Annotated in this window: 8 protein-coding genes; all 8 read left to right on the top strand. The window is 59.5% G+C overall.

Annotation, left to right across the window (positions count from 1 at the left end):
- Positions 1-105 precede the first annotated feature (105 nt).
- The 8 genes from H4317_RS00250 to H4317_RS00215 all read left to right on the top strand — a co-directional run bounded on the left by H4317_RS00250 (position 106) and on the right by H4317_RS00215 (position 14,503).
- Positions 106-3,138: a M16 family metallopeptidase gene (locus H4317_RS00250; RefSeq protein ID WP_185888212.1), complete on the top strand. Its 3,033-nt coding sequence runs from the start codon at positions 106-108 to the stop codon at positions 3,136-3,138.
- A 187-nt stretch (positions 3,139-3,325) separates the two neighbouring features.
- Positions 3,326-4,960, top strand: coding sequence for an SBBP repeat-containing protein (locus tag H4317_RS00245; protein ID WP_185888211.1), 1,635 nt, complete (start codon positions 3,326-3,328; stop codon positions 4,958-4,960).
- A gap of 555 nt (positions 4,961-5,515) precedes the next feature.
- A complete protein-coding gene (locus H4317_RS00240) occupies positions 5,516-8,932 on the top strand; it encodes a DUF4175 family protein (RefSeq protein WP_185888210.1) in 3,417 nt (1,138 codons plus the stop codon).
- A 43-nt stretch (positions 8,933-8,975) separates the two neighbouring features.
- Positions 8,976-9,428 carry an ATP-binding protein gene (locus tag H4317_RS00235; RefSeq protein WP_185888209.1) on the top strand — a complete coding sequence of 151 codons (453 nt, stop codon included), beginning with the start codon at positions 8,976-8,978 and terminating at the stop codon, positions 9,426-9,428.
- A gap of 15 nt (positions 9,429-9,443) precedes the next feature.
- Positions 9,444-9,929, top strand: a complete 486-nt coding sequence (gene ybeY / locus H4317_RS00230; protein ID WP_185888208.1) for an rRNA maturation RNase YbeY — start codon at positions 9,444-9,446, stop codon at positions 9,927-9,929.
- 233 nt (positions 9,930-10,162) lie between these two features.
- Positions 10,163-10,891, top strand: coding sequence for a GNAT family N-acetyltransferase (locus H4317_RS00225; RefSeq protein ID WP_185888207.1), 729 nt, complete (start codon positions 10,163-10,165; stop codon positions 10,889-10,891).
- Positions 10,892-11,153: 262 nt separating this feature from the next.
- Positions 11,154-13,022, top strand: coding sequence for a tRNA uridine-5-carboxymethylaminomethyl(34) synthesis enzyme MnmG (gene mnmG / locus H4317_RS00220; protein WP_185888206.1), 1,869 nt, complete (start codon positions 11,154-11,156; stop codon positions 13,020-13,022).
- A gap of 512 nt (positions 13,023-13,534) precedes the next feature.
- Positions 13,535-14,503 (top strand): class I SAM-dependent methyltransferase, encoded by a 969-nt coding sequence (locus H4317_RS00215; RefSeq protein ID WP_260625756.1) that lies wholly within the window; start codon positions 13,535-13,537, stop codon positions 14,501-14,503.
- Positions 14,504-14,506: the final 3 nt, after the last annotated feature.

The following is a 14,506-nucleotide window of genomic DNA, read 5'->3' as shown; positions in this document are numbered from 1 at the left end:
ACCAAACCCACGCGGCTATAGTTAGGCGAGCGGCGTGCGTCTTTAGTGCGTCTGCTGCGTCAGTAGCTCTATATTCACGTTCTCGTTTCTCCTCATTTTCCCTGTATGACTTTTAAACCGCTTTGGCTGCTAAGCCTGGGCCTGACGTTGGCCTTGCAGCCGGCCGCCGCCCAGCAGAACACAGCCGCCAAACCTGTCGCCACTTCGGCTACCGGCACCAAACTCGTTGAGAAAGTGACCCGCAAGGGCACAGAGCTGGTGATTCCGTACGAGAAATACGTGCTGCCGAATGGGCTCACGCTGCTCATCCACGAAGACCACTCCGACCCCATTGCGCACATCGATGTGACCTACCACGTCGGCTCGGCGCGGGAGCAGATCGGCAAGTCGGGTTTCGCCCACTTCTTCGAGCACATGATGTTCCAGGGCTCCGACCACGTAGCCGACGAGCAGCACTTCAAGCTCGTGACGTCGTCGGGCGGTACGCTGAACGGCACCACCAACCGCGACCGGACCAACTATTTCGAAACCGTGCCCAGCAACCAGCTCGAAACGGCGCTGTGGCTGGAGTCGGACCGTATGGGCTTCCTGCTGGATGCCGTGACGCAGCAGAAGTTTGAGGTACAGCGCTCCACCGTGAAAAATGAGCGGGGCCAGAACTACGATAACCGCCCCTACGGCCTAGCTTCTGAAAACGTAGCCAAGGCGCTTTATCCGTATGGCCACCCATATAGCTGGCTCACCATCGGCTACCTCGAAGACCTGGACCGGTCGAACGTAGATGACCTGAAGAACTTCTTCCTGCGCTGGTACGGCCCCAACAACGCTACCGTCACGGTAGGCGGCGACGTGAAGCCGGCCGAAGTAGTGAAGCTGGTGGAGAAATACTTTGGCTCCATTAACCGGGGCCCGGCCGTGCAGAACATGAAGCTGCCCGCGCCCACTCTCACCCAGGACCGCTACGTGCACTACGAAGACAATGTGCGCTTCCCGATGCTGCAGATGGTGTTCCCGACGGTGCCCCAGTATCATCCCGACGAGGTAGCCATTGATGCTCTGGCTGAAATTATCGGGGGCGGCAAAAACTCACTGCTTTACAAGAACCTGATCAAGACGCAGAAGTCGGTGCAGACGCGCGCCTACCACCCCACGTCGGAGCTAGGCGGCGAGTTTACCATTATGGCTCTGAGTCTGCCCGGCAAAGGCCTCGACAGCACTGAGCTTATCGTGCGCCGCACGATGGCCGAGTTTGAGCGCCGTGGCGTCACCGACGATGACGTGGCGCGCTTCAAAGCCTCCCGTGAAGCCGACGTGGTGAACGGCTTGGCCAGCGTGAGCGGTAAAGTAAGCCAGCTGGCTGCTTACCAGACGTTTGCTGGCAACCCCAACCGCCTGCCCCAGGAGCTGCAGCGCATCCGCAGCCTCACTAAAGCCGATGTGCAGCGTGTGTATAACCAGTATATCAAAGGCAAGAAAGCTGTGGTGCTGAGCGTGGTGCCTAAGGGCAGCACAGCCCTGGTAGCCAAAGCCGACAACTTCACGGTGAGCAAGGACGGCTACAAAGCTCCTGCTACCGACGAGTACGCCGGCCTGAAATACGCCAAAGCCACCGACAGCTTCGACAGGAGCGTGCAGCCGAAAGGCGGTGCCAATCCAGTCATCCAGGTGCCCGCTGTATGGCGCCAGGAGTTCGATAACGGCTTGAAGATCATCGGCAACCGCAACACCGAAATTCCAACCGTGACCATGCTGCTCACTATCCGGGGCGGCCACCGCCTGGAGCAGCAGAACCGCAACAAAGCCGGCGTAGCCTCGCTCACGGCGGCCATGCTGGAAGAAGGCACCCAGAAATACACCGGCGAGCAGTTTGCTGCCGCGCTGGAGAAGCTGGGCAGCGACATTTCGACCAATGCCGGCGACGACAACACGACGATTGTGGTGCGCAGCCTCACCAAAAACCTGCCCGCCACGCTGGCACTGCTGGAGGAGGTGCTGATGCGTCCGCGCTTCGCGCAGGCTGACTTCGACCGGTTGAAGAAGCAGACCCTGGAAGGCATTGCCAACCAGAGCACCCAGCCCGTAGCTATTGCCAACAACACGTACGCCCGCCTGCTCTACGGTCCCGGCGACGTGATGAGCATCCCGACATCGGGCTCGACTACATCGGTGCAGGGCCTTACGCTGGACGATGTGAAGCAGTTCTATCAGCAGAATTACGCCCCCAACGTGAGCTACCTGACCGTGGTAGGCGACGTAGACCAGAAGGATGTGCTACCGCGCCTAGGCTTCCTGAAAACCTGGGGCCGCAAAGCCGTGACACTGCCCGCCAGCGACCCAAACCCACAGCCCGACAAGACGCGCATTTACTTCGTGAACAAGGATGGGGCCGCGCAGTCGGAAATCCGGGTGGGCTACCTCACGCCGCTCACCTATGATGCCACCGGTGACTTTTACCGCGCGTATCTGGCCAACTACATTCTGGGCGGCGCCTTCAACTCGCGCATCAACCTGAACCTGCGCGAAGACAAAGGCTATACCTACGGCGCCCGCTCGGGCTTCCAGAGCACGCGCTACGTTGGTCCGTACACGGCACAGGCCGGCGTGCGCGCCGATGCTACGGCGGCTTCGGTGAAAGAATTTGTGAAGGAAATTAAGGATTACCGCAACGGTGCTACCGACGAGGAATTGCAGTTTCTGCAGGCGTCGGTGGGCCAGAGCGACGCCCTCAAGTACGAAACCGGCCAGCAGAAAGCCGCTTTCCTGGGCCGCCTGCTGGAGTATGACCTGCCCACCGACTACGTGAGCAAGCAGAGCGAAATCCTGAAAAACCTGAAGCGCGAGGACCTGCAAACCAGCGCCCAGAAATACCTCCCCATCGACCAGATGTACATCGTAGTAGTTGGTGACCGGACCAAGGCCTTCCCAGGCCTCTCGGAGCTAGGCTACGAAGTAGTGGAACTGGACCTCAACGGCAACAAAGTGGCCACGCTGACGGCTCCGGCCGCTGCTGCCACTACGGCGCCTACGGCGGCTCCGGCTACTGCCGAGAAGATGAAGGTGGTGAAGAAGGACAAAGACGGCAAGAAGAAGCGCAAGCAGAAAACCAACGAAGACGGCACCGCCGGCAAAGGCGAATAGCCGTTGCGCTTTCTTGCATAAAACTGGGTAAAAAGCCCGGCCTGGTTTTCAGGCCGGGCTTTTTTGGGTGCTAAAAAGTCCGGACGAAGGGCGGCAACCAACCGGTGCGCCGGCTACCTTTGTTTGTCTTCAGTCCTACTCGTTTTCTATTCTGCCGATGCTCCTTTTCTACCGTTTTCGCCGATTTATGCTTGCCGCAGTGGGCAGCCTAGCTTTCTACAGCGCGGCGGCTCAGGCACCCGCCTTCGACCGGGCCATGGCCTTCAGTAACCTGGGTAGCCAGGGCGGCTCAGACGTAGACCAAACCGTGGTGGACGCGCAGGGCAACACCTACATTGTGGGCACATTCGGGAGCACGCTACGCCTGGGCACCACCACGCTCTACAGCAACGGCGGCTCCGATGCTTTTGTGGCCAAGTTGGATGCGGCCGGCAACGTGGTATGGGCCCTGAACGGGGGCGGCTCCACCACCGACTATGGACGGGGCATTGGGGTAGATGCGGCCGGCAACGTGTATATCACGGGTATTTTTGCCGGGCCCACCGCTACCTTCGGTTCTACTACACTACGGGCCTCCAACGGCGGCCTATTTGATATATATGTAGCCAAGCTCAGCCCCAGCGGCACTTGGCTATGGGCAGTGCAGGGCGGGGGCGGCAGTGGCGGCGAAGAGTACGCTCAAAGCCTGGCCGTGGACGGAACCGGCAACGCCTATATCACCGGGACATACAGCTCGGCCTCCGCTACCTTCGGCAGCACAGCCCTTACCAATACTGGCCCTACTGGCTCGGCAGAAATATTTGTGGCCAAGCTGAACGACGCCGGTAGCTGGCAGTGGGCCGTGAGTGGTGGCGGCAGTGGGGCCGACTTCGCTGAAAGCATCGTACTGGATGGCAGCGGCAATGCCTATGTCACGGGCTCAACCAACAGCCTGAACGCCGTATTCGGCTCCGTGGGCCTGGTGCGCACCAGCTCGAACTCGGGGCTGCTGGTGGCTCGGCTTAGCACGGCCGGTACCTGGCAATGGGCCACTGGCAGCGGCAGTACAGGCAGGGTTAACGGCTACGACCTCACAGTAGATGCCGCTGGCAACTCCTTCGTGGCAGGTCAGTTCTTCGGTACTGCCACCTTTGGCTCGGCGCGCTTAATTAGCACCGGCTCCACGAATGCAGATATGGTAGTAGCCCGGCTCGACAACACAGGAGCTTTTGTTTGGGCTACGGCGGGTGGCGGCGGCGGCACCGAAATAGGACATGGCATAGCCCTCGACGGTATGGGCAGCGTGTACGTAGGCGCTTCTTTCAATAGCGCCACTCTCACGCTGGGTAGCAGCAGCCTAACCTCGGCGGGTAGTTTCGATGCGCTGGTGGGCCGACTAAGTGCGACTACTGGAACATGGCAAGGAGCAGTAGTAGCCGGCGGCACCGGCTCCGACCAGGTACAGCACCTGGCCAGTGGCCCCAGCAATTCGCTGTATCTGACCGGTAATTTTGCCGATGCCCCGGCCGATTTTGGCTCGTTGCGCCTCATCAACAACGCTGGGTCGCTGCCAACAGGGTTTCTGGCCCGTTTGACTGCCAGCCCGCTTTCCTCTAACTCTGCTTCCCCGAAGCCCTCCTTTACACTGTGGCCCAACCCCTCTACCGGCACCGTCCGGCTACTGGGCCCGGAGCCCGGCCAACAGGTAGAGGTATTCACGGCGCTGGGGCAACACTTGTCAACGCATACGCAGCCCAGCCAAGGTCCATTGCCGCTTACGCTACCGGCCGGCCTCTATTTAGTTAGAAGCGCGGGCACAAGCCAACGACTATTAGTGGAGTAAGAATGGCTTAGGCCTGGAAACGGCCAAAGGCGTCGTCAGGGGCTAGTCGGTTTTTAGCCTATTTCTGCCTGAGGGAACTTATGGCGGATACGAAACGGTTTACGCGTGCCTTTGTGGCCTCAATTCCTTTATATGACCCTGATTACTCCTCCATCAAACGACTGGAACACCCTTACCGAGGAGAGTCCCCTTCCGTCAGGTCATACCCGGCGCCTGCTCCAAACCACGGGCTATATTGCTCTGATGCTGCTGTTGCTCTACCTGCTTTACAGTAGCAGTCAGGAACAGCCAGTATCCAAAACAAGAATCACGAAGAAGCCCTGGTCTATCAGCCAGGGCTTTTTGCTGCCCTTCTACCTAGGCTAATTTTCTGGCTTAGTGAAGTTGGAGCAAACCGCCTGAACGCCTAGGAGCTTAGCTGCCGCACGGTTTTTGCACCACTTGGTTATTTCGTTCGGAACCGCCCAGCAACTGCGCCGGTTCTATCGGCGGCGGGCGTGCAGCCCGCACCGCTTAATCCGTATCTTTCCCCGGAGGCCACTATGGCCGTTGGATATGCCTGTGTCGCAAGAAACGTCTTCTACATCTTCTGCTTTGCGCGAAGTGCTGGCCCGCCTGGAGGCCTTCAAGCGCAAATTTTACCTGTCGTTGCTGGTACGTGGCGCACTGGTAGCCGGGGCGCTGCTGCTGAGTCTGTTCCTGGTGCTCAACCTGCTCGAATACTTCCTGTACCTGCCCACTTGGGTGCGGGGCGGGCTGTTATTCGGGTTCCTGGGCTTGGCTGCCTATGCCTTCATGCGCTGGATCTGGCAGCCGCTGGCCGCCCTCACCAACCTGCGCCGGCTGCTGAGCGACGAGCAGGCGGCCCAGCGCATCGGGGAGCTGTTTCCGGATGTGCAGGACAAGTTGCTGAACGCGCTGCAACTCCAAGACAAAGCCCAGGGCAACGCCCTGATTGCGGCCAGCCTGGAGCAGCGTGCCGGCCAGCTGGCGGGCGTGCAATTCGAAAACGGCATTAACATCCGGCAGCAAACCCGGCCGCTGTGGAAATATGTGGCTGTGCCGGCGGCCGTTATCATGGCCGTGCTGCTGATTTATCCGGCGTTTTTCGTGCAGGGCACGGCCCGCATCCTCAACTACCGCCAGAAGTACGCGCCGCCCGCCCCGTTCCGGTTTATTGTTGAAAACAAAGATCTTACTGCGTTTCAGGGCGAAGATTTTAAGCTGCAGGTGACGGTAGAAGGGGAGGCCTTGCCCAACGATGTGACCATTCAGTACGGCGGCCAGGAGCGGCACCTCGTGCAGGACCGGCCCGGCCACTTCAGCTACCAGTTTCAGCAGCTGCAGAAGGACGTGGAGTTCCAGCTGGCCGCGGCCAACGTGACGTCCGCCGACTACGACCTGCGCCTGCGCCAACGCCCTAACCTGCGCGACTTTCAGGTGGACGTGACGTATCCGGCCTACCTCGGCAAGCCCCGCGAAACTATCCGCAACACCGGCAACCTCACCGTACCGGAGGGCAGCACCGTGCGCTGGCGCTTCGCCACGCAGGCCACCGAGCAGTTGCAGCTCCTCTTCAAAAGCCCCGACGAAACCCTGACGGCCACCTCCGAAGACGAGCAGTTTACGGCTTCGCGGGTAGTGAGCCGCACCCAGAGCTACGCCGTGCGACTGCAGAATCCGGCCAGTCTCAACCGCGACCCAATCGAGTACCAGCTCACAGCCATTCCCGACCAAGGCCCGGAAATCAGCCTAGAATCTTTCCCCGATACCACTTCACTGCGCTACCTCGCGCTGGGCGGCAACCTGCGCGACGACTATGGCCTTTCGCGCTTGCAGCTGCACTACCGCGTGACCAGTAAAGCCCGGCCCAACGCCGCATTTCAGGCGCGGGCGCTGCCGCTAGGCGCTGGGCCGGTGCAGTCGTATGCCTACCAGTGGGATTTGCGCTCCTTGAAAATGCAGCCCGGCGACCGGCTCGAATATTTCGTGCAGGTGTGGGACAACGACGGCGTACACGGTCCGAAAGCTACCCGCACGCGGGCCGCGGAGTTCCGCCTGCCCAGCCGCACCGAATTACGCGAGCAGCTGAACTCGCAGTCGGAGTCGGTGCAGAGTCAGTTGAGCAAATCGGCGGAGCAGAGCAAGAAGCTGGAGCGTGAACTGGCCAAAAGCCAGGACAAGCTCAAGACCAAGCGCGAGCTGAATTTCCAGGACCGCAAACAGCTGCAGGACATGCTGGAGCAGAAGCAGCAGATGGACCAGCAGATGGCCGACATGAAAAAGATGTTCGACGAGCTGACCCAGAAGCAGGACGAGCTGGACCCCAAAAGCCAGGAGCTGGCCGAAAAGGCGAAGGAGTTGCAGAAGATGATGGAAAGCCTGCTCGACCCTGAGACCAAGAAACTCTACGACGAGCTGCAGAAGCTGCTGGAACAGCAGAAGGACATGAACCAGCCCGAGATGCAAAAACTCTTGCAGCAGCTCGAAAACAAAGAAAACACCCTCCAAAAAGAGCTAGAGCGCGCCCTCGAAATGTTCAAGCAGCTGCAGTTTGAGCAGAAGCAGGAAGCTGCTCTGGAGAAACTGGAGCAACTGGCGAAAGAGCAGGAGAAACTAGCGGAGGAAACCCAGAAAAACGACAAGGACAACCCCGAAAACAAAGACAGCAAGCAGAGCCAGCAGCAGAAACAGGACCAGCTCAAACAACAGCAGCAGGAGAAGCAGCAGCAATTCGAGGAGCTGAAGAAAGACCTGCAGGACCTGAAGAAGATGGATGACCAGCTCGGCAACGAGAATGGCGCCGACGAAATGAAGCCTGAGCAGCAGCAGGTGGACGAGCAGATGCAGGACAGTGAGCAGCAGCTAGGCAAAAACCAGAACCAGAAAGCCAGCCAGAGCCAGCAAAAAGCTTCTCAGAGCATGAAACAGATGGCTCAGAAGATGAAGCAGCAGATGAGCGACGAGGAACAGGACCAGCAGCAGGAAAACATTGACGACCTGCGCGACATCCTCGAAAATCTGCTCAAACTCAGCTTCGATCAGGAAGGGCTGGCTAAGGACTTCCGCCGCGTCGACCAGTCTGACCCGCGCTTCGTGCAGCTCGGCCAAACCCAGCGCAAGCTCAAGGACGATGCCCGCGTGGTGCAGGACTCCCTATATGCCCTAGCCAAGCGCGTATTTCAACTGCAGAGCTTTGTGACGCGGGAAGTAGGCGAGATGAACGGCCGCATGGACGAAAGCCTCGACCACATCCGGCAGCGCGACGTGAGCCGCGCCACCGCCAGCCAGCAGCAGGCCATGACCAGCATGAACAACTTGGCCCTGATGCTGAACTCGACGCTGCAACAGATGCAGCAGGAGCAGCGCGAAAGCCAGAGCCAGCAGCAACAGCAGGGTGGCGGCAAGCCTGGCAAGAAAAAGAAAAAAAGCAGCGCCCCCGGCGAAGGTCAACTCGGCAAAATGCAGCAGCAGCTCAACCAGCAGATTCAGCAATTGCAACAGAGCGGCAAGCAGGGCCGCGGCCTCTCCGAGGATCTGGCGAAGCTGGCCGCCCAGCAGCAAATGTTGCGGCAGGCCCTGCAGGAGTTGGAAAAACAGCAGAAAGGCACCAAAGCCGGCCAGAAAGATGGCAAAGGTGAAATGGGCGGTGGCGGCTCCGGCGAACTGAAAAAATTAATGGAACAAACCGAAACCGACCTCGTAAACAAGCGGCTGACGGAGCAGACTATCATGCGCCAGCGCCAAATCCTGACCCGCCTGCTCGAAGCCGAGAAATCGGCCCGGGAACGGGACCAGGACGATAAACGTGAGGCACAGTCGGCTCAAAATCGCCCACCTGTTTTTCCGCCTGCCTTTGACCAATACAAACGTCAGAAAGACCGCCAGACTGAGCTGCTCCGTACCGTGCCGCCAGCCCTCACGCCCTACTATCAGCGGGAGGTAAGTGAATATTTTCAGAAAATGAAATAGCGACTCGCTAAGTTTGCGCCCCGCCGCCCCTCACCACTACCTAATGAAGCAGGTTAAAATTCAGATTCCTTCTCTTGTTGAGAATATTCGTGTGGTTGAAAGTTTTATCGATAATTCGAAAGACACTTTCCACATCGAGGACGACATCTACGGCAACATTATGGTGGCCGTCACCGAGGCCGTCAACAACGCTATCCGCCACGGCAACAAGTTCGATAAAGACAAAAACGTCTATTTGTCGTTGTTCGTGGAGCAGGACAAGGTGAAGTTTGAGATAGAAGACGAAGGCTCGGGCTTCGACTATACCAACCTGATTGATCCTACGGCACCCGAAAACCTGGAGAACCCAGGTGGCCGCGGCATTTTCCTCATCCGGCATCTTGCCGACGAAGTGGAGTTCCACAAAGATGGCCGCAACGTGCAGCTCACGTTTCTGCTGCCCGCGCCTTCTGAGTCCGAATCGGCTATCAACGGCGCTGAAACTACCTCTCACTAGCCTGCCTTTGCCAGCATGAGCGACCTGCCTACCGAGCACAACGACCAGGAAGACGATGATTTCGGCCGCGACGAAGGCTCGGGCATCGAGTTTCTGGTGGAAGATGTAGACTTCAAAGTCGCTGATGCCGAGGAGCTGACGTCTTGGATTGAGCGAGTAGCTGAGGTGCACGAGTACGAAATTGTGCAGCTCACCTACATTTTCTGCTCCGATGAGTATCTGCACAAGGTAAACGTGGAGTACCTCGACCACGATACCTACACCGATGTCATCACCTTCGACAACGCCGACGACGCCGACATCATCGAGGGCGACATCTTCATTTCGGTGGACCGGGTGCGCGAAAACGCCGTCACCCACGGCGTTACGTTCCGCGACGAACTGCACCGCGTCATGATTCACGGTGTGCTCCACCTGCTCGGCTACGCTGATAAGGACCTGCTCAGCCAGACCGCCATGCGCAAAAAGGAAGACGACTGCCTTTCGCTACGCACGTTCTAACCTGCGCTGCTTTACTAGATTGAAACGCCCGCCATCTGGTGGGCGTTTTTTTGTTGACTGGTTATTTGATTGATTACCGGTTGATAGAAAAACGTCATGCTGAGCTTGCCGAAGCATCTCTACCGCTGGCTAATCAATGCCTGCACAACGAAGCGGTAAAGATGCTTCGAGTGCGCCTCCAGCTTCGCTCAGCATGACGTTCTTTATATTCCGAATGCCCCAACTACTCTGCTATGTCCGCTACTCCGCATCCTATCCGCATTATACCCGGCCCGGCGCTGGACTATTACCTCGGCCAGGGCTACTACCGCATGCACCAGGACCTGTTTACCTGCCGGTTCCTGCCCATCGAAAACGAGCTGTACACGGTGCACTGGCTACGGCTGGAACTGGCTCGCGTGCATTACGGCCCCGAGCAGCGCCGCCTGCTGCGCCTCACTGAGCGGTTTACGGTACGGCGGCGGCCGTTCCGGCTCACGGCCGAGCTGGAGGAGTTGTATGCTGCATACCGCCAGTCCATTTCCTTCGATGCGCCGCCCACAGTGGAGGCTTTTCTGCTGGCCGGCGCAACCCACAACGTGTTCAGCACCGAGGTGCTGGAAATCCGGGATGAGGCCCGGCTGGTAGCAGCCGGCATCTTCGATACCGGGGCCCGCACGCTGGCCGGCATCATGAACTTCTACCACCCCGAGTACCGTAAGTTCAGTTTGGGCAAGGTGCTCATGCTGCTGAAGCTGGAGCACGCCCGCGCCCTGGGCCACTTCTACTATTACCCCGGCTACGTGGTCCACAACTACCCCAAGTTCGACTACAAGCTGTTCCCCTGCCCGGCCGCCACGGAGGTGTTCGACTGCCTGACCGGGCAGTGGCTGCCGTTCTCCTGGCCGGAGGTAAACCGCCAAGCGGCTGAGCTAATGACTGATTGGAACGAGGACGACTTCGCGCCCGACGACGAAGCGTGAGTGCCGGGCTACGCAAAAACGCGCCGCGCTGCGTATCTTTGCGCACGTTTTGAGCGTGTTGCGTAGGGCATTCGGCCACGGTTTTCCTGACAAAGCGCCTGCCAGCTGCGGGCGTTTTCTGTTTAACCGTAGCGCGAACTTTCCCCCCGGTGCAGGCTGTTTCCTGCAAACGGCCCGCGCAACGCAGCAACGGCCAGCCGCATTGGTTGGCTGCCAGCAACACGCCGCTCAAACCGCCCAGTTAGCTTAAATCCGCGAATTCATGTTTCAGCAAGAAGAATACGATGTCATTGTAGTAGGAGCCGGGCATGCCGGCTGCGAGGCCGCCGCCGCGGCTGCCAACATGGGCTCCAAGGTCCTGCTGGTGACGATGAACATGAACACCATCGCGCAGATGTCGTGCAACCCGGCCATGGGCGGGGTGGCGAAGGGCCAGATTGTGCGCGAGGTGGACGCGCTGGGCGGCCAGTCGGGCCTTATCACCGACAAAACCATGATTCAGTTCCGCATGCTGAACCGCTCCAAAGGCCCCGCCATGTGGAGCCCCCGGGCGCAGTCGGACCGGATGCGTTTTGCCGAGGAGTGGCGCATGACGTTGGAGCAGACGCCCAACGTGGATTTCTGGCAGGAAGCCGTCACGGGCCTCGTGGTGGAAGACGGCGTGTGCGTGGGCGTGAAAACGCAGCTCGGCATTGAGTTCCGGGGCAAATCGGTGGTGCTCACCAACGGTACGTTTCTGAACGGCCTCATCCACATCGGGGAGAAGCAGTTTGGCGGCGGCCGGGCGGCCGAGAAAGGCAGCACCGGCATCACGGAGCAGCTGATTGAATTGGGCTTCGAGGCCGGCCGCATGAAAACCGGCACCCCGCCCCGCGTGGACGGCCGCAGCCTCGACTACAGCAAAATGGAGGAGCAGGCCGGCGACGCTGAACCCAGCAAGTTTTCGTACCTCGACACGCCCGCGCTGCGCAACCAGCGCCCGTGCTACATCACCTACACCAACTCCGAAGTTCACGAAATCCTGAAGGAAGGCTTCGAGAAGTCGCCGATGTTCCAGGGCCGCATCAAGGGCCTGGGGCCGCGCTACTGCCCGTCGGTGGAGGACAAAATCAACCGCTTCGCCGACAAGGACCGCCACCAGATTTTTGTGGAGCCCGAAGGCTGGAGCACGGTGGAAGTGTACGTGAACGGCTTTTCGAGCAGCCTGCCCGAGGACGTGCAGTACCGCGCCCTGCGCAAAATTGCTGGCTTCGAAAACGCCAAGATGTTCCGCCCCGGCTACGCCATCGAGTACGACTTCTTCCCGCCGACGCAGCTCCAGCTCACCCTGGAAACCAAGCTGATCCAGAACCTCTACTTCGCGGGCCAGATCAACGGCACCACGGGCTACGAGGAGGCTGCCTGCCAGGGTCTCATGGCCGGCATCAACGCCCACAACAAGGTGCACGGCAAAGCGCCCTTCGTGCTGAAGCGGAGCGAAGCCTACATCGGCGTGCTCATCGACGACCTCGTGAACAAAGGCACCGACGAGCCCTACCGCATGTTCACGAGCCGCGCTGAGCACCGCCTGCTACTACGTCAGGACAACGCCGACCTGCGCCTCACTCCGCTGGGCTACGAGTTGGGTTTGGCCTCGGAGGAGCGCATGCAGCTGGTGCGCGAAAAGGAGCAGCAGACCAAAGAAGTAGCCAAGCTGCTGAAGAATTTCGGCATCGAGGCCCAGGACATCAACGGCTGGCTCACCGAAATCGGCTCGGCTGTTATCAGCGAGAAAACCCGCGCCGTGAACTTGCTGCGCCGCCCTGGCATTGAGCTGCCGGCCCTGGCCCGCGTGCTGCCCGAGTTGACGTTGGCCCTGGCCCCGTACCGCCCCGACGCGCTGGAGCAGGCCGAAATTCTGGTGAAGTACGAGGCCTACCTGGAGAAGGAGCACCAGCAGGCCGCCCGCGTACAGGAGCTGGAAAACTTCGTGATTCAGGGCCGCCTCGACTACACCGCCATGCCGGCCCTCTCGCACGAAGCCCGCGAGAAGTTGCTCAAAATTCAGCCCGAAACCTTGGGCCAGGCCTCGCGCATCAGCGGTGTCTCGCCGGCCGATGTGTCGGTGCTGATGGTGTATCTGGGGCGGTGAAAACCGGGACGGTAGCCAGTTATTGGTCCCGTTCCTTGTTTTGGACGGGTCTGCTGAATGGCCTTGTCGTGTGTGGGTTGCTTATCGAGCTGTTCATTAACCGCCGGTCTGCGGAAGCTCACTTCTGGCTAACAGGCTGCTGGCTGCTGCTGGTAGCACAAGGGTTGCTTGCTCTTGTGGTGATGGTCCGCAGGCTCCTCCAGCGGAGGTGGGGCCCGGCCCTGGCCTGGCTGCTGTGGGCTACCCTCGGCTTGGGGCTTTGCGCTGTTGCTACAGTCCCGGTGCTGGTGCTCAACGGACTCGGCACCTCAATAGGTGAGCCGCCTCCTGGCAGCCCAGGGGCAATAGAGGCAGAACGTGTAGACTCACTTCTCATACGACTCGATGCTGACGGCCTAGACTCACTTATTAACCAGCCTAACCCTGCGGTAAGAAGCCCGGAGCGAACTGAGGCAGACTGCCTGCTGTGATGCAGGCCGCGGCCACAGTTTCTTCGTGATTCTGTGGCCGCTTTGGTTTCGTACCTTCGTGTTTCGCCGGGCGGCGGCACCTTGTCGTGGCCCAATCAGTATAATCAATCCGAGTCTGTGGTTTACGAGCGTTTGGAGAAGTGCCCGGTCTGTGGCAAAACGGAGTTTCGCAACAAGCTGGTCGTAGAAGATAAGTCCGTCAGCAAGGAGAGTTTCGCCATCCAGCAGTGCGTGGCTTGCTCTTTTCAGTTCACTAACCCGCGCCCCGATGCGGCGCATATCGGCCGCTACTACGAGTCGGACGAATATGTGTCGCACAACAGCGGGGCGGGCGGGCTCATCAACCAAGCCTACAAGGTGGCGCGCTTCTTCACGATGCGCCGCAAGGTGGGCCTGCTCAACCGCTTGGCTCCACGCAAAGGCCGCCTCTTCGATTATGGATGCGGCACAGGACATTTTTTGGCGGCGGCCAAAGGCAACGGCTGGCAGGTGGCGGGCTGGGAGCCCAATGCCCGTGCCCGCGAAGAAGCAACGGAGCGGGTAGGCCAGCCTGTAGGTACCGAAAGCCTAGTATCGTATCAGACCGGTTTCTTCGATGCCATTACGCTCTGGCACGTGCTCGAGCATGTACACAGCCTCAACGAAACCCTGACGCAGCTTATTAGCCTGCTGAAGCCTGATGGTGTGCTGCTGATTGCAGTGCCGAACGTGGAAAGCCTTGATGCCCAGCACTACCGCCAGGACTGGGCCGCCTACGATGTGCCGCGCCACCTCTACCATTTCAGCCCCAAAACTATGACGCAGCTGCTCAAAAAGCACAAGCTTACGGTGCTGGAAACGCTGCCTATGGCCCTAGATGCTTACTATGTGAGCATGCTCAGCGAAAAGCACCGAGCCGAGCGCAACGGCGGTATGCTGTCGGTGCTGAAGGCGGGGTACAAGTCTAACCAATACGCCGCGCAGCACGAGGGCCAGTATTCGAGCCTGATTTACGTAGCGGCCAAACGCTGATTC

It is taken from the genome of Hymenobacter sediminicola, assembly GCF_014250515.1.
Lineage (GTDB): Bacteria > Bacteroidota > Bacteroidia > Cytophagales > Hymenobacteraceae > Hymenobacter > Hymenobacter sediminicola.
The sequence above is the reverse complement of the archived record's forward strand: the minus strand, read 5'-3'. Positions and strand labels throughout refer to the sequence as shown.

Excerpts from the sequence above, each read along its gene's own strand:
- H4317_RS00250 (WP_185888212.1), top strand. The coding sequence starts at position 106 with ATGACTTTTAAACCGCTTTGGCTGCTAAGCCTGGGCCTGACGTTGGCC.
- H4317_RS00245 (WP_185888211.1), top strand. The coding sequence starts at position 3,326 with ATGCTTGCCGCAGTGGGCAGCCTAGCTTTCTACAGCGCGGCGGCTCAG.
- H4317_RS00240 (WP_185888210.1), top strand. The coding sequence starts at position 5,516 with ATGCCTGTGTCGCAAGAAACGTCTTCTACATCTTCTGCTTTGCGCGAA.
- H4317_RS00235 (WP_185888209.1), top strand. The coding sequence starts at position 8,976 with ATGAAGCAGGTTAAAATTCAGATTCCTTCTCTTGTTGAGAATATTCGT.
- ybeY (WP_185888208.1), top strand. The coding sequence starts at position 9,444 with ATGAGCGACCTGCCTACCGAGCACAACGACCAGGAAGACGATGATTTC.
- H4317_RS00225 (WP_185888207.1), top strand. The coding sequence starts at position 10,163 with ATGTCCGCTACTCCGCATCCTATCCGCATTATACCCGGCCCGGCGCTG.
- mnmG (WP_185888206.1), top strand. The coding sequence starts at position 11,154 with ATGTTTCAGCAAGAAGAATACGATGTCATTGTAGTAGGAGCCGGGCAT.